The organism is Sinorhizobium sp., assembly GCF_059070375.1.
The window spans coordinates 190,667-212,096 of the sequence record NZ_JCACWC010000001.1 but is presented as its reverse complement, the minus strand read 5'-3'; the positions used below and the strand labels follow the sequence as shown (position 1 = coordinate 212,096).

The 21,430-nt window shown below is 60.2% G+C and carries 17 protein-coding genes and 1 pseudogene; 13 read left to right on the top strand and 5 right to left on the bottom strand.

Going from position 1 to position 21,430, the window contains the following annotated elements; genetic code table 11:
* The first annotated feature begins 53 nt into the window (after nt 1-53).
* The 7 genes from AC5J09_RS01010 (at nt 54) to AC5J09_RS00980 (ending at nt 7,186) form a co-directional block, all read left to right on the top strand.
* Nucleotides 54-1,562, top strand: a complete 1,509-nt coding sequence (locus AC5J09_RS01010; protein ID WP_494296611.1) for an ABC transporter substrate-binding protein — start codon at nt 54-56, stop codon at nt 1,560-1,562.
* Between the two features lie 66 nt (nt 1,563-1,628).
* Nucleotides 1,629-2,564, top strand: coding sequence for an ABC transporter permease (locus AC5J09_RS01005; protein WP_275598401.1), 936 nt, complete (start codon nt 1,629-1,631; stop codon nt 2,562-2,564).
* A gap of 3 nt (nt 2,565-2,567) precedes the next feature.
* Nucleotides 2,568-3,389 carry an ABC transporter permease gene (locus tag AC5J09_RS01000; RefSeq protein WP_494296610.1) on the top strand — a complete coding sequence of 274 codons (822 nt, stop codon included), beginning with the start codon at nt 2,568-2,570 and terminating at the stop codon, nt 3,387-3,389.
* A 4-nt stretch (nt 3,390-3,393) separates the two neighbouring features.
* Nucleotides 3,394-4,389, top strand: coding sequence for an ABC transporter ATP-binding protein (locus tag AC5J09_RS00995; RefSeq protein ID WP_494296609.1), 996 nt, complete (start codon nt 3,394-3,396; stop codon nt 4,387-4,389).
* A complete protein-coding gene (locus AC5J09_RS00990; protein WP_494296608.1) occupies nt 4,376-5,341 on the top strand; it encodes an ABC transporter ATP-binding protein in 966 nt (321 codons plus the stop codon). The genes AC5J09_RS00995 and AC5J09_RS00990 overlap by 14 nt, the downstream gene beginning before the upstream one ends.
* A gap of 23 nt (nt 5,342-5,364) precedes the next feature.
* Nucleotides 5,365-6,282 (top strand): serine hydrolase, encoded by a 918-nt coding sequence (locus AC5J09_RS00985; protein WP_494296607.1) that lies wholly within the window; start codon nt 5,365-5,367, stop codon nt 6,280-6,282.
* Between the two features lie 37 nt (nt 6,283-6,319).
* Complete coding sequence (locus tag AC5J09_RS00980) at nt 6,320-7,186, top strand: D-amino-acid transaminase (RefSeq protein ID WP_494296606.1); 867 nt, start codon at nt 6,320-6,322, stop codon at nt 7,184-7,186.
* A 392-nt stretch (nt 7,187-7,578) separates the two neighbouring features.
* Here AC5J09_RS00980 and AC5J09_RS00975 read toward each other — a convergent pair whose 3' ends face one another.
* Together AC5J09_RS00975 and AC5J09_RS00970 are read right to left on the bottom strand one after the other, a co-directional pair.
* The gene (locus AC5J09_RS00975; RefSeq protein WP_494296605.1) at nt 7,579-10,083 is read right to left on the bottom strand and encodes a CoA transferase; all 2,505 of its coding nucleotides are present in this window, start codon (nt 10,081-10,083) and stop codon (nt 7,579-7,581) included.
* A gap of 32 nt (nt 10,084-10,115) precedes the next feature.
* Nucleotides 10,116-11,795 (bottom strand): GMC family oxidoreductase, encoded by a 1,680-nt coding sequence (locus AC5J09_RS00970; protein ID WP_494296604.1) that lies wholly within the window; start codon nt 11,793-11,795, stop codon nt 10,116-10,118.
* A 162-nt stretch (nt 11,796-11,957) separates the two neighbouring features.
* Between AC5J09_RS00970 and AC5J09_RS00965 the strand changes: the two genes are divergently transcribed.
* Nucleotides 11,958-12,872, top strand: a complete 915-nt coding sequence (locus AC5J09_RS00965) for a LysR family transcriptional regulator (RefSeq protein WP_494296603.1) — start codon at nt 11,958-11,960, stop codon at nt 12,870-12,872.
* A gap of 756 nt (nt 12,873-13,628) precedes the next feature.
* Entirely contained in the window at nt 13,629-14,957 is a 1,329-nt protein-coding gene (locus tag AC5J09_RS00960; RefSeq protein WP_494296602.1) for a hypothetical protein, read from the top strand.
* Nucleotides 14,958-15,203: 246 nt separating this feature from the next.
* Here AC5J09_RS00960 and AC5J09_RS00955 read toward each other — a convergent pair whose 3' ends face one another.
* On the bottom strand, nt 15,204-15,851 hold the full coding sequence (locus AC5J09_RS00955; RefSeq protein ID WP_494296601.1) for a TetR/AcrR family transcriptional regulator: 648 nt from the start codon (nt 15,849-15,851) through the stop codon (nt 15,204-15,206).
* A gap of 173 nt (nt 15,852-16,024) precedes the next feature.
* Between AC5J09_RS00955 and AC5J09_RS00950 the strand changes: the two genes are divergently transcribed.
* The 3 genes and pseudogenes from AC5J09_RS00950 to AC5J09_RS00940 form a co-directional block, all read left to right on the top strand.
* Nucleotides 16,025-16,918: an NAD(P)/FAD-dependent oxidoreductase gene (locus AC5J09_RS00950; protein WP_275598408.1), complete on the top strand. Its 894-nt coding sequence runs from the start codon at nt 16,025-16,027 to the stop codon at nt 16,916-16,918.
* 21 nt (nt 16,919-16,939) lie between these two features.
* Nucleotides 16,940-17,413 carry a methyltransferase family protein gene (locus AC5J09_RS00945; protein ID WP_494296600.1) on the top strand — a complete coding sequence of 158 codons (474 nt, stop codon included), beginning with the start codon at nt 16,940-16,942 and terminating at the stop codon, nt 17,411-17,413.
* A 167-nt stretch (nt 17,414-17,580) separates the two neighbouring features.
* A pseudogene (locus tag AC5J09_RS00940) lies at nt 17,581-17,807 on the top strand (integrase); the annotation flags it as partial.
* Nucleotides 17,808-18,128: 321 nt separating this feature from the next.
* On the opposite strand, the gene AC5J09_RS00935 reads toward AC5J09_RS00940, so the two are convergent.
* On the bottom strand, nt 18,129-18,833 hold the full coding sequence (locus AC5J09_RS00935; protein ID WP_324765127.1) for an aspartate/glutamate racemase family protein: 705 nt from the start codon (nt 18,831-18,833) through the stop codon (nt 18,129-18,131).
* 404 nt (nt 18,834-19,237) lie between these two features.
* Here AC5J09_RS00935 and AC5J09_RS00930 point away from each other — a divergent pair, with 404 nt between their 5' ends.
* A complete protein-coding gene (locus AC5J09_RS00930; protein WP_494296599.1) occupies nt 19,238-20,560 on the top strand; it encodes an NAD(P)/FAD-dependent oxidoreductase in 1,323 nt (440 codons plus the stop codon).
* Nucleotides 20,561-21,102: 542 nt separating this feature from the next.
* Here AC5J09_RS00930 and AC5J09_RS00925 read toward each other — a convergent pair.
* A complete protein-coding gene (locus tag AC5J09_RS00925) occupies nt 21,103-21,321 on the bottom strand; it encodes a helix-turn-helix transcriptional regulator (RefSeq protein WP_102765011.1) in 219 nt (72 codons plus the stop codon).
* Nucleotides 21,322-21,430 lie beyond the last annotated feature (109 nt).

Below are 21,430 nucleotides of genomic sequence, written 5' to 3'. Positions count from 1 at the left end.
CCGGCGGCAGCGGTTCAGGACATGTTCCACGACAGGTTTAGGAGAACCTCTTCATGCTTCCTCGAGCGAATTTGAAACGACTGCTTCTCGCCTCCGTGTTTGCGCTGGCGGGTATGGCTGCGCACGCTGAAACGCTGCGCGTCGCAATGGGCTACGATCCGGTCAGCCTCGATCCGATCGCTAGCAGCGACAATGGCTCGATATGGACGCAGCTCCTGATCTTCGACACGCTGATCCGCCCGGACAGGACAGGAAAGGGGCTGGAACCGGGACTGGCCGAAAGCTGGACCGTTTCGGACGACGGTCTGACACTGAACTTCAAACTCCGCGACGCGAAGTTCTCCAACGGTACGCCGGTGACTGCCGAGGATGTCAAATTCTCGATCCAGCGCGCCGCATCCGAGGCGTCCGGCTGGGGACGTTTCTATCGTCCGATCACCAGCTTCGAGATCGTCAATCCACGCGAGATCACCATGAAACTGGGGGAACCGTTCACACCGGCATTCAACAATCTTGCCCTATTCGCCGCGGCGATCCTGCCCAAGGGGCAGGTGGAAGCCAAGGGTGATGCGTTCTTCGAGGCGCCGGTCGGCTCCGGCCCGTACATGCTGAAGTCGCGCGTCCGCGGCTCGCGGGTCGAGCTGACGAAGAATCCGTATTACTGGCAGGAGGGCAAGCCTTTCGTGGACGAAGCGGTGCTCGAGGTCGTCACCGAGCCGTCAGCACGGGCCATCAAGCTGGAAGCCGGCGAGGTGGACGTCGCGCTCGATCCGCCGCTGAACCAGATCAAGAACCTCGACGGCAAGGATGGGATCTCCGTGGGTCAGACCACGCCCTACCGGGCGGATTTCGTGCAGTTGAATACGACGCGCAAGCCCTTCGACGACGAACGGGTCCGCCAGGCCCTGAACTATGCGGTGGACAAGAATGCCCTGGTGCAGGGCGTTCTCTACGGTGCCGGCAAGCCCGCGGCGTCGGCCATGCCGGTCATGGCCCATGCCGATCCGAATCTTCTGCCCTACGCCTACGACCCGGCGAAGGCCAAGCAACTGCTGGCCGATGCGGGCTACGCGGAAGGGTTCGAAGCGCAGCTTATCGTCGATTCCGGCGCCGCGACCAGCCGCAATGCCGCCATAGCCTTGCAGGCGATGCTCCAGCAGGTCGGCGTGAAGCTGAAGGTGCAGATGCTGGAAGGCGGCACCCAGTGGGAAACGACGAAGGACGGAAACTATGACATGTCGGTGTCCTACACCACCTCCGACACGATCGACCCCGACCAGATCATCGGCTTCGTCGCCGTCAACCCTGAGCGGGCGAACGCCTATCATACGCAGTGGAAGAACGAGCGTCTGAATGCCCTCTATGCCGAAGAGCGGAAGACCGTGGACGGCGAGCCGCGCGGCGCCATGTTCAGGGAAATGATCCAGATCCTGCATGACGGTGCGCCTTACATCTTCCTCTACCATCCGTCGTCGGCCTGGGCGGTGCGGGACTACGTCAAGGGTTTCGAGATCCTTCCGACCTCGAATTTCCGCCTCGAGGAAGTCAAGCTCGAAAAATGATGCGACCGCCTCCGCCCTGCGGGCGGAGGCTCCTCCAACTGTGTGGGCAGCCGGCGGTAAACTTCCGTGATACTTGCAATCTCAAAACGTCTGCTGATGCTGATCCCCGTGCTCCTCGGGATTACGATCATCAGCTTCCTGCTTCTGCAGGTCATGCCGGGCGATCCTGCCTCCCGCGCGATGGGAACACGGGCGAGCGCCGAGGAACTGCAGACAATGCGAGAACTCTGGGGCCTGGATAAGCCAATCTGGATGCAGTACCTCTATTTCCTGCGCGATTGCCTGACCGGCAGTTTCGGAGTCTCGATCTTCCACAAGCAGCCGATCATCAATCTGGTGGCGGAGCGCTTACCGTTCACGCTCGCCATCGTTGGCTATTCGACCGCAATCGCCGTCATCATCGCCTTGCCCTTTGCCATTCTGGCAGCGGCAAACCGCGGGCGCGTGATCGACAATGTCATCCGGCAGATCTTCGTCGTGGTGATTGCCATGCCCCCTTTCTGGCTCTGCTATGTGCTAATCATTTGGCTGGCGCTGCGCATGGGCTGGTTCGCGACAGGCGGCGTGGGCGACGGTTTCGTGGCCAATCTGGGCCGCCTGTTCCTGCCATCGCTCGTGGTCGGGCTTTCGACCGCAGCCCTGATACAGCAAAGCCTTCGAGCGGCGTTGATCGACACGATGAAGGCAGACTACATCGACACCGCGCGTGCCAAAGGCCTGCGCGCCCACGAGGTCTTTCTTCGCCATGTGCTGCCGAACAGCCTAATCTCGACGATCTCGATCATCGGCGTGCGGGTGAGCTGGATCGTGGGCGGGACGGTCGTGGTGGAGAAGATCTTCTCCGTCCCCGGTCTCGGCAGCCTGCTGATCGACGCGATCGTGTCGCGTGATCTGCCCATCATCCGAGGCCTGACGGTCTTCTTCGCCATTATGGTCGTGGTGGTCAACCTGATCACCGACATCTGTTACGCGCTGGCCGATCCGCGCGTCCGGCTGGGGTGACCGATGGCCTTCCTCCGCAAATTGCTTCGCACCCCCGCAGGTGCGACCGGCCTGCTCATGTTGGCGGTCACGGTCGCAGCGACGCTCCTGACCCCGATCCTGTCGCCTTACGATCCCTTTGCGCTGGATTTCGGCGGCGCGATGCAGCCGCCCTCCGGCGCGCACTGGTTCGGCACCGACAATTTTGGCCGTGACATCTTCACACGTGTTCTCGCGGGCGCGGTCTTCGACCTGCGACTAGCGCTGATCTGCGTGTTCGGACCAATGGTCATGGGCGTGGTGATCGGCCTAATCGCCGGCTTCTTCGGCGGGACCGCCGACGCGGTTCTGATGCGGCTGACGGACATAGTATGGGCATTCCCGTTCTATGTGCTCATCCTTGCCATCGTCGGCGTGCTGGGAGCAAGCGAGACCAATCTCTACATCGCCTTCTTCATTGTGAACTGGATCGGCTATGCCCGCATAGTCCGCGGAGAGACGCTGCTGGTTTCCCGCCTGGAATTCATCGAGGCGACGCGTGTGCTGCGCTTCAGCAAGCCCAAGGTGATGCTGCGCCATGTCCTGCCGAACGTCCTGACCCCCGCTTTGGTCTATTCCATGTCGGACGTGGTGCTGACCGTGCAGGCCGTGGCGGCTATGTCCTTCTTTGGACTGGGCGTGCAGCCGCCAGCGCCGGAATGGGGCCTGCTGATCGTCGAGAGCATAGACTACATGCGGGAAGCGCCGTGGATGACCATATTTCCCGGCCTCGCCATCGTCTGGGTCGGGGTTGCCTTCTCTCTACTTGGCGAAGGCCTCGCGACCGCGCTGAAGCCAAAGGGATGACGCCATGAGCCTCTTGTCCGTTCGCAACCTCGTGACCGAATTCCAGAGCCCTTCCGGGACGGCAAGAGCGGTCGATGGCTTCAGCTTTGACGTTCAGCCGGGCGAGATCTTCGGCATCGTCGGGGAATCCGGCTGCGGGAAGTCCGCCGTCTGCCGGTCCATCCTGCGCCTGTTCGGAGGCGCGCCCGCCCGGGTCGCCGGGGGCCGGATCCTGCTGGAAGGGGCGGGCGATCTTGCCGCCATGAACGAGCGCGGTCTTTCCCAGATCCGCGGACGCGATGTCGCGTTCATCTTTCAGGACCCGTTAACCGCGCTCAATCCGACGATGCGGATCGGCAAGCAGATCAGCGAAGTGATCCGCCGCCATCGCAAGGCATCCCGCGCCGAGGCGCGTGAGGCAGCCTTGCAGCTCTTGCGCGACGTGCACGTCACCTCTCCAGAGCGCAGACTTGAGTCCTATCCGCACGAATTGTCCGGCGGTTTGCGGCAGCGCGTCGTCATCGCCATGGCGCTCGCGCTGCGCCCGCGCCTCATCATCGCCGACGAGCCGACGACGGCCCTCGACGTGACGGTCCAGGATCAAATCCTGCGCCTGCTGAAGGAGCGACGGGACAGTCTCGGCACCTCGATCATCCTGATTACCCACGACCTGGGCGTGGTCTCGCAGATCTGCGATCGGATGGCGGTCATGTATGCGGGCCGCATGGTGGAGATCGGCGGGGTCCGCGAGGTCCTCGATGCGCCATCGCATCCCTATACCCGGGCGCTGCTTGCGGCTCTTCCGGGAAATGTCAGTCGCGACAGCGAACTGGTGCCGATCAACGGAGCGCCGCCCAGCCTGATCGACCCGCCGCCAGGCTGCCGGTTCTCGGCGCGCTGCGCATTCGCACGGCCGCAATGCACGACGGGCCCCGCGCCGGCGCTGCGCTCCCGTCTCGGCGCCGCCGAAGATCATCTCGATGCCTGCATCCTTAGCGAGGTTTCCGATGTCGCTGCTTGAATTTAAGAAGGTCGAGCGTCGCTTTCCCCTGAAGCGCAGCCTTGTGGACGTGCTCGCAAACCGCGATCAGGTCTATCTTCATGCGGTGCGCGGCGTCGATCTGTCGGTGCAGCAGGGGGAAATCCTCGGCATCGTCGGCGAATCCGGTTGCGGCAAGAGTACCCTCGCGCGGATCGGCGTCGGGCTCCAGCCCAGCAATGGCGGACGCGTCGTCTTCGATGGCAAGCCGCTTGACGGGCCGGATCGGGCCGGCCGCCTGCAAATGGTGTTCCAGGACCCCTATTCCTCGCTGAACCCACGCCTAACTATCGGGGCACAGCTCGAAGAGGTGGTGGCCCATTACAGGCCCAGCCTGTCGCGCGCCGATCGGCGCTCCGCGGTCCGGCGCGTGCTGAATGATGTGAGCCTGGTTCCCGAGACAGCGCTGAAATTCCCCCACGCTCTCTCCGGCGGGCAGCGCCAGCGGGTATCCATCGCGCGTGCTCTGTGCGCCAATCCGCAGGTTCTCGTGGCGGACGAGCCGGTTTCGGCGCTGGACGCGTCCGTGCAGGCGCAGATCATCATTCTGCTAAAGGCGATCAATCGCGCAAAGGGACTGACCATCATCTTCATCTCGCACGACATGAATGTCGTTCGGTATTTCTGCGACCGTGTGGCGGTGATGTATCTCGGTGAGATCGTCGAATTGCAAGAGAGCACCCGCCTCTTTGCCGCTCCACTCCATCCCTATACGCAGGCGCTGATTGCCTCGGTGCCGGACGTTCGCAGGCCGCAGTCGCTGCGGCAGCCGATTGCCGGCGAAATACCCGATCCCTTTGCCGTTCTGCCCGGCTGCCGTTTCGTCCCGCGCTGCCCGCTTGCCGAGGCCGCCTGTCACTCGCCTCAGCCGGAGCTGCCGCTCGACACGGGTGGCTTCGTCCGCTGCTGGAAAGTCGCCCGCGCCCCGACATAATCCCCTACAGAAAGATCCACTCCATGTTCTTCAAACCCAACGCCGACTGGACCAGTCGCTGCGAAAGCATCAAGGCCCGCCTTCTCGAGCAATTCAGTGATCAGGGACTGACGCTCGACAATTTCGGCTTCGTCGCATTGCGGGAGAACGGTTTCGGCGAGGCACCGGACGGCTTCAGCTATCGCGGTGACTGGCGGTGCTATCCGTGCAGCCTGGTCAAGGCCTTCCACCTCGTCCATGTGCTGAGCGCCATCGACGCCGGCCGCATCGAGGACCACGAGGAACTGTCCCGTGCGATGCGGGACATGATCCTCTGGTCGACCAATACCGGCACCAATTATGTGATCGACGTGGTCACCGGCACGACCGGCGACACGCTCCTGGAGGGTGAAGGCTTCGACGCATGGCGCGATAAACGCGAGGCGCTGAACCGCTTCTTCCGCGACCTGGGCTGGCCCGAGTTCGAAGGCTGCAACATCAGCCAGAAGCTCATGGACGACGTTCGCTATGGTCGGGAGGCCCAATATGCCGGGCGATCCGGTGAGTATCTCAACGTTCTGACACCGCTTGCCGCTGCGCGGCTCTTTCATGAGATCTTTGCCGGCACGGTTCCGCTGTCCGATGTAGCTCGTACCCGGGCGCAGGATATTCTGCTGCGCGACCGCGAGAGCGCGGAGGCGAAGCAGCCGCGTTTTCAAGTTGCCGATTTTCTCGGAGCGGGGGCGCCGGCTGAGGCGCGCATCTGGAGCAAGGCGGGGCAGAATTCCTGGACGGGCGATCCGCGCGCATCCTATTACAAGCACGACCTCATTCGGATTGCCATGCCCGGTAACGCGTCGATCATCATCTGCCTTATGACCCAAGGAAAGCAGATCTGCGAAGTTTACCCGAAAGCCGTGCCAGAAATAGGTAAAGTATTCTATGACATCCTCCTTGCCTGACAGAACCGTCTGCATGCCTCAATCGCGAACCGCCGCAATGGATAGAGACCGGATCGTTTATCTAAACGGAGAATATCTGTCGGAAACCGAGGCGAAGGTTTCGATCTTCGACCGTGGCTTTCTTTTTGCCGATGCAGTCTACGAGGTAACATCGGTCATCGACGGCAAGTTGGTGGATTTCGAGGGACACGCCGCGCGGCTCGAGCGCTCGCTCGGGGAGTTGGTCATCCGAAACCCGTTTTTGCGGGCTTCGCTGCTGACCATCCACCGTGAGCTGGTGAGGCAGAACGAAATCGTCGAGGGTCTGGTTTATATGCAGATTTCCCGCGGGAATCCCGGCGACCGCGATTTCATCTTCCCTACCGATGACGTTCAGCCGACGGTCGTTCTTTTTACCCAATCCGTCCCCAATCTCGTGGACGCACCCAAGGCATCGTCCGGCATCAAGGTGATCTCGATCGCGGACCTGCGTTGGTCCCGCCGCGACATCAAGACGGTCCAACTGCTCTATCCCTCCATGGCCAAAATGATGGCGAAGAAGGCGGGAGCCGATGACGGCTGGTTCGTGCAGGATGGCTTCGTCACCGAGGGGACGGCCAACAACGCCTATATCGTCCAGAACGGCCAGATCGTCACCCGCGCATTATCCAACGACATCCTGCACGGCATCACGCGCGCCACCTTGCTACATTATGCCCGGGAAGCACAGATCAACGTCATTGAGCGGAATTTTTCGATAGAGGAAGCGCAGCATGCGGACGAAGCCTTTGTCACGGGCGCCTCGACCTTTGTCATGCCCGTCGTAGAAATCGATGGGCGCAAGATCGGGAGCGGTGCACCCGGGCCGGTCGGCAGGCGTTTGCGCGAGCTCTATATCGAGGAATGCCGTAGAAACGCGGTCTGATCAGCTATTGTGGATGACTCACGGGAGACAGGCAAAACCTGACGGTGCACTCTTCTCCAGCTTTCCGGCACCTTCCGAACCTTGCAGCGTCTGCTGGGGAAACCTCATGCAGATCGTGAAACGGCCTATCGCCTAGCTTCTTCGCAAGGCAATACGCCTCCCGAAGCCGCAGGTGTTTTGCTGCGCATTTTTATGTGGTCAGAAGCGGGACTTCGCAAACGTCAGCTTACCCGTACCGCTCTGGCTGAAACCGGACATGCAATATACGGTCGCTTTTTCGTCTGCAACGCGCCCATCTCAGTCATAGAAACCGGCGCGGCGCGCACTTGAAAGCAGACATCGCTCGCGGCGATGTCACGTCGCCTGTGCGCCATAAAGCAGACCAGAGGAGCCTAACTTGGCAAGTACTCCCGGCTCCAGGTTTCGCTGATCGTTCCGCTCGCAGTCAATTCCTCGATCTCTGCCTCGGAATATCCCAACGATCGGATGACTTTTCGGGTCGATGCGCCATATTTCTCGGCGGGCGGCCGGGCGTAGATTTCACCAGTGAAGGGGCGAACTGCGTAGGGATCGAGATGCGTGACCACATGTCCGCTCGGATGGTCGGCGTAGATCGAGAACGAGTAGCTGCCGCGATCCGTGCCGGCTGTGCCGTCGGCAGCCCTGGCAGTGGAGGATCGGATTGCGTCGATGTTCTCGCAGATCGACGCGCCGATATCCGCCTGCCGGAATCGTTCAATCCACGTGGCAGCAGGCGCGGCCGCGATGACGGCTTGCAGAACGTCGACGCGTTCGCCCTCCGGCACAGTCTCGAAGGTCTCGAGCGACTCGACCAGGCGGAAGCGAGGCAGGTCGCGCTCGGACGCAGCCAGAACAATCCAGCGATCCTGCGCCTTGTAGAGGCGGTGAAGGGCGTCATATCCGCGAGCCGCCGGCCCGGAGGGTTCGTCAAACGGTGCCCGGCCGAGATAGTCGAAGCAGAAGGGCATCTGGGCCAGGCCACTCAATGCCGACAGCGATGTTCGGGCACGACCGACCTCGCCGTTGATCTGCTTCTGGTACAGTGCCGCAGCAATACCAAGAGCGGCCCCGAAGCCGCACATCACGTCGATCGTACCGACATGCGCATGTTCTTCCGGCGTCGTCATCGATCCGCCGAAGCGAAGCATGATTCCCGTCGCCGCCTGTACGAGATCGTCGTAACCGAGGTAGTTGGTGCGCGGCCCCGTGCGAACGCCGCCGAAGCAATCGAGCTGGCAAAAGATGGCGTCGGGGTTGAGTTTGCGCAGGCCTTCGGCATCGAGGCCCTTGGATTTGACCTGGCGATCCGTGGCGTTCCAGACCACGACATCGACGGAGCGCACGAGGTCTTCGAAAATCGTTCGACCGTCCGGCGAGCCGATATCGAGCAGCACGGATTTCTTGCCGCGCATATGCGTCATGCCGAAGATCACCGTGTTCCAGCAGTCGAAGAACGGCGTCGCCGGATCGATCTTGATCACATCCGCACCGAAACGGGAGAGATAGGACACCGAGTGGGGTCCGGCGATGACATTGCAGAGGTCTAGCACCTTGATGCCGTCCAACCAACCGGACTTGCCCTGCGATGGTTCCGCACGTTTCGGCAGCAATGTGTGGATAGCCTTCAAAGTCGAGATGGCTTCGTCGAACTCCACATTCCGGCGCGGCGACGGTGACAGCATGGCTTCGCCGCTTTCCTCAAGCCAAGCAATCGGGCCGGGCTGGATCATGCGACCAAAGACAGGATCGTCGACTTCGATCATCAAGCCCGCGCATTCCGCGTGGTCGTCGCTGATCCACTCCTGAAGCCAGCGATGCGGTGCCCCCGGAAATTGCCCCTTGCCGAAGATTCGTTCCCACTCCTTGGCCGTGCGGGTAAGGAAGACCGCCTTCATCCGCTCCGAAATCTTGTCAGCCCAGAATTTCGGCAGCGGATAGACCCCGAGTGACACGTCTGAAGTCCATTCAGAAGCCGGAAGATAGGTGTCCGGCTCTTCCCGCAGGCCCTCGGCAATCAGGTCATCATAGATGCCGAGTGTCTGCAGACAACGCTTGGCGTGCTGCTTGTGGCTCGGGCAGACAACATAGAAACTGCGGCCGTCCTTGCAGGTATAGCTGCGATAGAACGGGTCGAGAAATGCCTGCAGATCCTCGTAGGACACGTCCATCGGCAGGTCTTCATTGCGCCGCCGCTCGATCTCCCGCTCGCGCAGGGTCTTGTAACGCACCGGATAGTCATCAATCTTGATCGAGTTGTAGCTTAAGCCTTCCATCACGGCGCAGGCGAGCGGAACTTCGATATGATCGCCGCGCCCGGTCTTCTGCCGTGCCTGCAATGCCATTGCAGTCGCTGACACGGCGAGCATGGTGCCGTAAGACGACGCGAGTGGAAGCGGCGAAAACGACGGGTTCACACCCATGAGGACGCGGTTAAGCCCCATATCGGTGAAAACACCGGACGAAGCGGCGACAACGGATTCGAAGGCGCGCAAGTCGCGGCGCAGTTCGTCGTTCGACGCAAACCCCGGCATCGAGACCGTGATGAGTTCCGGTCTCCCGGCCCGGAGTTCGGCGAAATCGATGCCGAGACGTTGCATCACGCCCGGACGGAAATTCTCGATGACGATATCGGCCTCGGCAATGAGGGACAGCGCCTGCGCGCGTCCTTCACCGGATTTCAGGTCGAGCGTGACGATCAGCTTGTTGCGGTTGAGCGTGGCGTTGGCAGGGCTGTCCCACAACGGCCCCGATGGCGGATCGATATGGACGACAGTCGCCCCGAGATCGCCGAGGATCATCGCGACGGCCGGACCTGCGATATACTGGCCGAAATCCACAACCTTTACGCCATAAAATGGAAGGGCTTCACGCTTCATCATTATTCTCTCGAAATATGGAGTGGGGTAGTTCAGGCCGCGTTGATGGACCGGGCATCTTCCCGGATCATCCGGGCTGCCTTTTCAGCGATCATCAGCGTGGGCGAATTGGTGTTGCCGCTGACGATGGTCGGCATGACGCTGGCATCAACCACACGTAATCCGTTGATGCCTTTTACGCGAAGGCGGCTGTCGACAACGGCCATGGGATCAGTCGACGTGCCCATCTTGGCGGTGCCTGCCGGATGAAAGATCGTGTTGGCGATGTCGCCGGCAAGCTTGACCAGTTCCGCGTCCGTCTCGAACTGGGGTCCGGGTTTCCATTCCTCCGGCTCATACTTCCTGAGCGCTGGCTGGCTTGCGATCCTGCGGACCTGGCGGAGACTATCAGCCGCGACCTGACGGTCTTCCTGTGTCGCCAGATAGTTGGGCGCGATCATCGGCGCGTCTTCCATCCGGTTCGACCGGATGCGAACGCTTCCGCGGCTGGTCGGGTTTAGGTTGCAGACACTGACTGTCAGGGCCGGAAACGAATGTAGTGGTTCGCCGAAGGCGTCGAGGCTGAGCGGCTGGACATGGTATTCGAGATTGGCGTGCGGCTGAGACCGGTCTGACCGGGTAAACGCTCCGAGTTGCGACGGCGACATGCTCATCGGCCCAGTGCGTTTCAACGCATATTCCAGCCCGATCATCGCCTTGCCGAACAGGGTGTTGGCGAGCGTGTTGAGCGTGCGCGCGCCCTTGAGCTTGTAGACCGCGCGGATTTGCAGATGGTCCTGCAGGTTCTCGCCAACGCCTGGAAGATCGACGGCGACATCAATGCCATGTTTGCGCAGCAAGTCTCCGCTACCGATACCGGAAAGCTGGAGTATCTGTGGCGAGCCGATCGCTCCGGCCGAAAGAATGACTTCGCGCCGCGCGATGAATTCAACGCGTCGTCCACCTTTATGGACAACAACACCCCTGCAGGTTTTCCTTCCATTCAACCCGTTGCCAACGTTGAGGCGTTCGACATGGGCTTCGGTCAGGATTACAAGGTTTTTGCGGCCCCGCGCCGGGCGCAGAAATGCCTTGGACGCGTTCCACCGCCAGCCTGAGCGCTGGTTCACCTCGAAATAGCCGACCCCCTCGTTATCGCCGCTGTTGAAATCGTCCTTTTTCGGCACACCAGCCTCGACAGCAGCATCGGCGAAAGCTTCAAGAATGTCCCATCGCAGGCGCTGCTTTTCGATACGCCATTCGCCGCCATGGCCGTGCATGTCGGAAAAGCGGGCGTTGTCACCCGTCTTGGGGTCTTCGCCGCCATCCATCCGGTAGTGGTCTTCATGCGCCTTGAAATCGGCCAGCACATTGGCCCAGGACCAGCTGCTATCGCCGGTCGAAGTCGCCCAGGCGTCGTAGTCGCGTGCCTGTCCACGCATGTAGATCATGCCGTTAATTGATGAGCAGCCGCCGAGCGACTTGCCGCGTGGATAGCGCAGGGACCGCCCATTGAGGCCTGGATCAGCTTCAGTCTTATAAAGCCAGTCGGTACGAGGATTGCCGATACAATAGAGATATCCGACGGGGATGTAAATCCAAGGGTAGTTGTCTTTTTTGCCTGCTTCAAGCAGAAGAACACGGGTTGCAGGGTCCCGGCTCAGGCGGTTGGCCAGCAGACAGCCGGCGGTTCCCGCACCAATGACGATATAATCGAAAGTGTCATCAGGCATGCTCGGTCTTCCTGCTTATCGTTTCAACGGAAACGATCTCCTCGGGGCAGCAACCGTAATTCGCATGAACGATCGCCGAAAGCCCGGAAAGTTTCATGCTCTCATTACTTTTTTCGATGGGCCTGATAATGTTTGGGTGAACTGAACGAAACGAGAAAGCCGATGCGCGACCTCCCACCCCTGAAAGCCCTGCGTGTCTTCGAGGCCTGCATTCGCTTGGGCAGTTTCACCAAGGCCGCACGGGAATTGAATGTCGGTCAGCCGGCGGTCAGTCATCAGATACAGGCTCTTGAAGACGACATCGGTTTGCGGCTCTTCCACCGGATGGGCGGCGGCCCGACTGTTCCAACCCCGGAAGCGATAGCCTATCACCAACGGATTTCCGGCGCGCTCGCCGACATCGCTCAGACGACAAAAGCGTTCAGGCTGCGCGCGCGCGAACCGGGCCTGACCTTGGCGACATATCCTGGCATCGCCATGTTCTGGCTTATGCCGAAGCTCTCAACCCTGAAGCAGGCCGAACCCGATCTCGCTGTCAGAGTGGTGACATCGGAACGCGATCAGGACATTCCATTTGACAGTATCGACTGTGCGATCCTGTTCGGGGACGGAACCTGGGAGGGATTTGAAAGCCATTTCCTGATGCCCGAAGTTGTCGTCCCGATCGCATCGCCATCGATAGCCGCCCGATTTGAAGGCCAGTCACGGGAAACGATCCTGGAAACCGGACCTCTCATCCATCTTGAAGACCGCGACCAACGCTGGTTCACCTGGCAGGATTGGAAGGCCGGACGCGCGCCGAACGCACGGCGCATCGACGGCGGTATAGAAGTCACAAATCACGGTATCGCAATAAACGAAACCTTGATGGGGCACGGAATTTCTCTGGGGTGGAAAGGGGTGGTCGAAGCCCTGTTGACCAATGGCCTTCTTGTCGCTCTCGACGACGAGCCGATGACATCGGACAGGGGATATTATCTTGTCGGAACCCATGACTTCTTCAGGTCCACGATCGGCATCGGACTCTTGACCAGCCTCGCTACGGGAACCGAAAATTCCCATCAGGAGATTTTATGAGTCAGTGAAAATCTTGCAAGCGCCGCGGCTGTCCGCGACCCTCTAACCGCAAGTAGGATTCGTCCGCTTTGGGCTGGTAGCGGACTACTCTCTAGTGTCCGTCACCTCCGTCTCTACTCGAGCCGCTACGATGCGCCCTACCGGCGTTGGTGACCTTTGGATTGCCATCGGTGAGCAAAACCATTCTTCCCACGAAAAGCTCCGTCTCAAAAACTGCAAGCGTCGATTCAGTTTGGCGCGTAATTCTCGAACATGTCCCAGTATTGCGTCCCGCAACCGAAACGCTAGTGTAGATGGTAAATTGGTTGGGGTATTTTCACCGTGATCTTGCGTCGTGTCGCACTAGTGGCCTTGTTGGCAGACCTTTTGAGTTGTGCGGCAGCCCATGCCGACATAACGGTGCAGCGCATTCCTATTGATAATGCCCCGCCGATACTCTTGCTTCAGGGGGAGTTCACGCACTCGGATGATCCCCAAGCTCTTGCCCGCGAGGTCGCCGCGAGCGGCGCGAAGGTTCTGACTTTTAAAAGCGGGGGCGGCAATGTAGTGTCCGCTATGGCGTTCGGCAGAACGATACGCTCCCTTGGCCTCACTACAGTTCAGCTCCGCGCCACTGAATGTGCCTCGGCCTGCACCCTAGCGTTCGTTGGCGGAGTCATCAGACAGGCAGAACCGGGATCGATTGGCGTGCACCAATCGTCTTTCTCATCTGATACCAATCTTGACAGCCATACGGCTGTTACGGCGGTCCAATCCATGACCGCCGAGATCATGACCTACCTGATCGAGATGGACGTCGATCCCAAGCTGCTCCAGCTAAGTCTTTCTGTCCCAAGTGACGACATGCGCTATCTCACGGCAAGCGAGATGCGTTCATATCGTGTGACTTCGGGTGACATTAGCAATCTGCCGAACCAGATCGCGACGAGCAAGGCCGCACCTACGGACATTCCAGCTACGGGAGAAAGCACCGGTGCAAAAAGCGCGGAGATGGTTCCCGTTCCCGCGACCACTGAGCAGAAGGCTCTTGCATTTATGACAGCGTACCACGATGCCTGGTCGATGGAGAATGAGTCTGCCCTGCAATTCATGGACAGAGCTTACGGAGATGTTGTCGAGTTCTACGGCAAAGCGACACCAAAGGCTGGCGTCATTGACGAGAAGCGAAGATTCGCGATGCGTTGGCCGACGAGAGCCTACAGCGTCAAGCCTGGTTCGGAGCGTGTTTCTTGTGCAACCACGTGTCGTGTTGACGGGGTTGTCGATTGGTATGCCAAACGCGATGTCGGTGATCGCGTCTCGTCCGGTTCCGCCGAATTCTCGCTCGTCTGGAACCCGAGCAACGAAACAATCGTCTCGGAAACGGGGAAAGTTATAGAGACGGATAAAGGAGTTTCTCAGCCCGTTCGACTTCTCTCGCAGTGGCATCAGGAGAACCTCCATTGCCGTGGTAGCAGCGGAAACTCCGCTGAGACGTTGGCAGCATGTGATCGACGCGAGACGATTGGTGCAAAGCTTGAGAGCGTCGGCTGGTGCTACGGCCGAGAAGGTGAGTACGGCTATCAGGTGGAATGGCACCTCTGTGACAGTCGCTCGTCGAAAAGCAATGTTGCCGCTCCGGCCACAGAACAGGTAGCGAGCGTCCGGCAACCCAAGCCGGCCGATTATCCGAGCCGCGCCCGGATGAGGGGGAAGACCGTCCTGCCTGACTTCAAAAAGCGCGACCGCGATTTCAACTCTTTCCGGACCCGCATTCGGGACGGCATGAAACAGGGACCGAACTTTGCTGGACACTATTCTGTGATCCAGTTTGGCTGCGGAACCGGTTGCTCAGGCGTCGTCGTCGCCGACAATCAGACGGGTCGCCCGGCTAGGTTTCCCCGCGGTGGCGAGGAAAATATGTACCTTGACTTGCAGTTCCAAGTGGACAGCCGACTGCTCGCCGCCCAATGGCTTGAATATAGCACGAACCGATGCGTCATCGAGTTCTTCGACTACGATCGACAGACATGGAAGGTCGTAAGCAAGGTAGACGTCGGTGGGGCTGATGCCTGCTACAGATCGATCAGCAACAACATCAGATAGCCGGTCATCAAGACGAATGCTCGAGAGACATGCCGAGATACAGGTGTCCTCAATGGGCCCCATTTCCGCCATTCAGACCACCGTTGCAGCTTTCCGAAAGCTGACGGTCTGCTAAGCCGGCACTAAGGCCTCGAATGGGGTGGTAGAGGTTACGCCGCCTGTCACAGGTCCTGGAACACCGCCCAAGGCGTTGATGTCAATGCGGGCATCCAAACTATCAAGTACTCCTTCGCGGCCTCGTCTAGGCTATCCGCCCGCGTGGTCGCTGCCACCGTGCGCGGCGATGAACATGGCGACGGCCGACCGGCAATAGGATTCGATCTCGTTATCGTCCTCTGCTCTCGCCTGATCGAAGCGAGCGATAATCAGGAGATCGGAGCCTTTGAAAAGTGCGGCAAACAAGCGGGCGGACCGGAGAGGATCGGGCACGTTCAAAGCCGCCTTCGCGTCCAACTGGCGCAACAGGGCCTCGATTTGGGCGATGACATGGGCGGGGCCGGCTTCGTAATGCACCTTACTCAAGGACTTTTGATTCGGCGTGTCGGCCATGACCATGGCTTCGACACTGCGGATGTCCGGGCGCAACAGCGTGCGGAGCAGCGATGATCCCACAGCCATGAGCTGATCTTCGGCCGAACCGTCGACACCTTCAAAAAGGGTCTCTGGTACAAACTGCTGGCAGCGGGCCGTGAAGGCCGCGCCGAACAGCGCCTCTTTGTTCTCGAAGTGCCTGTAGATACTGAGCTTGGATATCTTTGCCCGCTGGGCGACCTTGTCCAATGTCGTCCCTTGAAAACCCAGTTCAGCAAAGAGTTCGCCCGCTGCGTCCACAATTGTTTGGCCAAGCGCCTCGTTGGCGGGCCGGCCGCGCCGGCCCCGATTATTTTCGGTCACGACAATTCCAGTCCTTGACAGTATCGTTATTCGTGAATTACGATACCATGTAGTATCAGAAATAGGCAAGCCAAAGGTTGGATTTTGCCCTGTCCTCCAAATTAAGTTTCCCGCGGCCGCTTTCGCGCCAAGGACAGCCCAGCCCCTCCACCCTTAAAACGGAGCGCATCACTATGGATAACGTCATCATCATCGGCGGCAGCTTTGCCGGCCTCGCCGCCGCCCTGCAGCTCGGCCGTGCCCGCCGCAAGGTCACCGTTCTCGATACCGGCCTGCCGCGCAACCGCTTCGCCGGCCACTCGCATGGTCTGCTCGGCCACGATCACAAGCCACCGCTGGACATCCTGGCCGAGGCGCGGCAGCAGCTGACGCGTTATCCCACGATCAGGCTGGTCAATGCCCGGGCCGACAGCGTCTCCGGCACCATCGACAATTTCTCCGTCCTCACTGGCGATGGCGAAAGCCTTGGGGCGCGCCGCCTGATCCTGAGCTATGGCGTCGTCGACCAGATGCCTGCTGTTCCAGGCTTTGCCGAAAGCTGGGGTACATCCATCGTGCCCTGCCCCTATTGCGATGGCTTTGAAGTCGCCACTCAGCATTGGGGCCTTGTCTGGTCCGGCCCGCCGTCGCACAATTATGTCAGGCTGTACCAGGATTGGACCGACACGTTGACGGTCTTCGCAGATGGTCACGACATTGCACCCGATATCCGGGCCGATCTGGCGAGCCGCCACATACCTGTCGTTGATGGCCGGATCACCGAAATCGCCCGTCACAGGGGCCATAGTGCCACCGTCAAGCTCGATACCGCCCCCGATGTCGCAGTCGATATCTTGTTCGCGCATCCGCGCAACAAGCCGTCCGCAAGCCTGTATGAATCACTGGGCCTCGCCACGGTCAATACACCCTTTGGCATCGCCCTCAAGGTCGACGAGCGTCGCGAAACCAGCATACCCGGCATCTATGCCGCCGGCGATCTTGCAAACCCAGCCATGGCCTCGGTCACCACGGCAATATCGCAGGGCGCGACGGCGGGTATCTCCGCCCAGCAGTCGATGCTGGTTTGAGATCACAGATTGGAGATGAGTATGGCCGTCGAACCGGACAGCGCGGGTGTGCGCTTCCCTCCGCCCTTCGTCTATCTGGGAGCGCTGCTGTTGGGGCTGGCGGCGGAGCGGTTCGTCACCCTGCGCTCGTTCGGCATCGACTGGCGGTTGCTTGTCGCGACGGGCGCGCTTCTGTTCGTTGCCGGCGCGACGATGATGCTTGCGGCGGCGGGGCTGTTCCGGCGGCTGGGCACCAACGTTCCGCCGTCGCAGCCAACGACCCTCATCGCAACAACCGGTCCTTATCGATGGACCCGCAATCCGATGTATCTCGGCATGGCGCTTATCTATGCCGGGCTTGCGATCGGCTTCGACGGGCCGATCGCCTTCGCCTTGCTCCCGTTGGTGCTGATCGCGATCCAGACGCAGGTGATTGCCCGCGAGGAGCGCTATCTCGAAGCGAAGTTCGGCGACGACTACCGCCGCTACAAGGCCGAGGTGCGCCGCTGGCTCTGACTATTCGGTCACCGCTTGCCGCCACAAATGAGCCGTCGACGCACCGCACGCCGATGTCTGCTTTCGAGAAGCGGTAACCAAGAGCGGACAGACCGGCACCGGCCGCGTCATAGAACCAGAAGGTGCGCGTTCTCCCTCCGGCCAATGGTGGCCATAGGAGAACTGAAATGGGTATCTCACAATATGATCCTGCCGCACTGGGTCGACCGGCTGGAACGCAGGCAAGCAAGTTGGCCTCAAGAAGCCCCTGAAGCAGCGCCAGATCTGGGCAATCCGCTTCTTCCTCGACCGAGAAGGAAGGATGAGAGATCGTGCGCTTTTCGATCTTGCCATCGACAGCAAGCTTCGCGGCTGCGATCTGGTAAAACTGAAAATCGGTACTCTCGTCACGGGCCCCGATCACACCGGCCTCGACGTCGGCAGATGCAGCGGTTTTCGGTACGCCGAGAAACTGCGCAGTGCGCAATCCTCCGTGAGGGGCCATGCCCTTTGCAATAGTGTTTGCAATATCGCTTGCGCCGGTAAAATCGTCGGCGATCACTCCCAAAAGCACTTCTTTTCCTTACTCCGCCGCGAACACACCCGAGGGCGGCTTGCAGCAAACGGCCTCTGTCAGCCGAGCCGCGATGCCTGATGCCTTCTTTGGTACCAACTGCGCGATCGGATCGGGCGGCTTCGAGACTGCCCGAGACTGCTGAAAGCCGGCAGACGCTGCCTAACTTTCATCACTTTCCTGAACGCGAGAGCGCCCCTTCAATGCGGAGGACATGTGCAGGACACCAAGTTCAGGGCTGGTAAGTACCGGCACCGATGTCTCGCTCATCTCATTTAGAGCATTTGCCATTGATGCTTGAGCAAGAACAACCACGTCGACACTGCCGACAAGGGACTCGAGGCCTTCGCGTATCATCGCATCATGCGCCGCCCTGTCCCCGTTTCGTAATTTTTCAAAGGCTCCTTCACAAAGACGACCGGTAACGGAAACGTCATGACCCATTCTTTGAGCATGGCGTTCAATTAGGCGGGTTGTAGGGTTCATTGTTGTAGGCAGAGTTGCAAGGACGCCAATTCGGTCCCCGCGTTGGATCGCCTCAATCGCCATCCCATCATCTATACGGAAGAGGGGGACGGGGCAGAGTGGCACTGCCGCATCCACTGCAGGGCCGAGCGAGGAACAGGTGACGAGGACCGCCGAAGCCCCCGCGTCCACCGCCGACCAAATGTGTGTCGCGAGCCGCCGCATGGTCTGACGTGACAGCGTGCCCTCACGGACCGTGTTCCCCAGCAGGCTCTCATCCAGCATGTTGAACGGGCGCCAACCGGGCAGATGGCGACCAACGAGTTCGTTGAACGCGGGGATGATCCCGGGGACCGTATGGATCATGGCAAGCGCAGGGGACTCGTGAGTGCCTGTAGTCATGGCCTACATCTCTGTTCTTGATTGTGCACGCTCTTCAATTCGAGCCTGCAGCAGCGGGGGCGACATGAACCCGAGCGCGGCATCTGTCGTGCTCGACCGGAAGTCGATTCAAAACCACTGTCGTCTGACGATGCTCTGTAGCTTACCCGCGCGACGGCCGCAGATTTGACCGTCGTGTCGCCTGAAAACAGAATTTTCGGCCGTCCCTCTATCTCCAGTCGATGCATGCTGCTCGCCTTCCTCCGGTAGCCTCTTATGAGCTCACTTCGAGGACGCGCGACGACAAGCTTTGAGACAGTCTCCCCCTGCCCGTCGGGGAATTTCATCGGCGAGGGAGTGCGCTGTCGAAGGGGCAGAAAATAGTGCCGATAGATCAGCCGCCAAATAATTCCAGGTCAGCCTCCATGTCTCCAATCGTCAAGCGCATACAAAGCGATCAAGAGCTTCCCGCCAAGGCGGATGTCGTCGTCATCGGCGGCGGCATTATTGGTGCAACGGCAGCTTTCTTTCTCGCCGAGCGGGGACTGTCCGTAGCTCTGGTCGAAAAGGGCCATGTCGGCTGCGAGCAGTCGAGCCGCAACTGGGGATGGTGCCGCCAACAGAACCGGGATGAGCGCGAGCTGCCGCTATCGGGTGTCGCCCTGCGGCTATGGGGTGAGTTTGAGTCCAAAATCGGAGAGGACGTCGGCTTCCGTCGATGCGGTCTGCTTTACGCTACGGACAATCCCCGGCAACTGGCGGAATGGGAAGCATGGCGTGATACGGCCCGGCAGTTCAATGTCAATACGAAGATGCTGAGCGCCAAAGACGCGGCTGCCACGATTCCCGCGAACGGCCGCCGATGGCTGGGCGGAGTGCATTCGATTGATGACGGCAAGGGCGAGCCTGCTATCGCCGCGCCGACGATCGCGAACGGCGCTCGCAAATTTGGGGCGACGATCCACCAGGAGTGCGCTGCCCGGGGCCTTGATCTGGTAAATGGAGCGGTGGCGGGGGTGATCACCGAAAAGGGGCTCATCCGGACACAAGCCGTTCTCTGCGCCGGCGGTGCCTGGACGTCCATGTTTTGTCGCCAGCACGGAGTTCTGTTTCCGCAGGCGAGCGTGCGCCAGACAGCGCTCCGTACGCGGCCAACAGCGAATCTGGGTGAGGCGATCTATACGCCGGAGTGTGCGTTGACCCGCCGGTTGGATGGCAGCTACACGCTTGCGATCAGCGGCAGGGCGATGCTCGATATCACCCCACAAGGCATTCGCTACGCCCGCTGGTTCATGCCGATGTTCATGAAGCGTCTGAAAGCGGTGCAGTTCGGCATCGGCAAATCCTTCCTCCATGGTCCAGAGGCATTCGGTACCTTGAACAAGAGTAAACCGTCGGCCTTCGAGCGGATGCGCGTTCTCGACCCGCCGCCGAGCCGCCGCACTCTCGCGGCTATTTTGAAACGGGTAACCGAGCAGTTTCCTGCGTTGGCGGGAGTCGAAGTCGCCGACAGCTGGGGGGCCTACGTGGATTTCACGCCGGACGCGGTGCCGGTCATCTCGCCGGCCGATGGTGTGAAGGGGCTTTACCTGGCCGCGGGCGGATCCGGCCACGGCTTCGGCCTTGGACCGGGTATCGGACGCCTGGCGGCCGACCTGGTTGCCAATGATACACCCTGTGTTGACCCCACCCCCTTTCGCCTGTCGCGCCTCCTTGATGGTTCGAAAGTCAAGGTCGGCGCAATCTGATCGCGAGGCCAGATCCGGAGAAGGCCGTGGGATACGCGCCGAGGTTAGCTAGCGGAATGGATTACGACGTAATCGTCATCGGCGGCGGGCTGGTAGGCGTATCGATAGCCTGAACTCATCTCCTGCCTGGAACACCGTGAACCGGTAGTGCGCAATGACGGCTCTTGTCTGCAAACGCCGCCATTCAGCGCTTTGGGCGCCTAATTCCGTTGTCCACCCAAAGCGGGAGTCTGTGCCGGTCCTAAGCGCCAGTTTTTCACCACTAGTTGGCTCCGAGCCGCAGCCGACACATGCAGCTCTCGATCTTGTTCCAATAGAAAAAGGACCTCCCCTCGCGAGGCCTGCCGTCCGAGCGTTCGTCCTTCACAGACGGGGTATTTATGACAAGCGTTGTGCACGGCACCAGTTGTGCCCGGCGGGGGGTAAGGAGAACCGGTAGCGCAGGAGTCAATTGGCTGATCAAGGGACCTTAGCTTGCTGCCGACGTGGTCGGATTTCGAAGAGCGGTGACCCCTTTGGACCATGGATAGCCCAGCGGGCGGCTACTTCTTGAAACGAACACCCACGCCGCCACCATTTTCCGGGATGAACTCAATTCCTGCCTTGGCGAAGGCCGCGACGATGCTTGCAAGATTGTTGATGATCGGAACGTGAGCTCCCCGTTCAAAATCCGCAATGGTCTGGCGAGACACGCTGGCTGCTTTGGCCAACTCTGCTTGGCTCCAACCCAACATAGCTCTCGCCCCACGGCACTGCTCCATCGTAAGAAGATCGTTACTCAAGGCAAACTTTCTGATTGACTTCCTACATTTTGTAGGAAAAGTTATCGGCGACGATCGAACAGGTGCGGGAACACCTGCTCGATCTGAC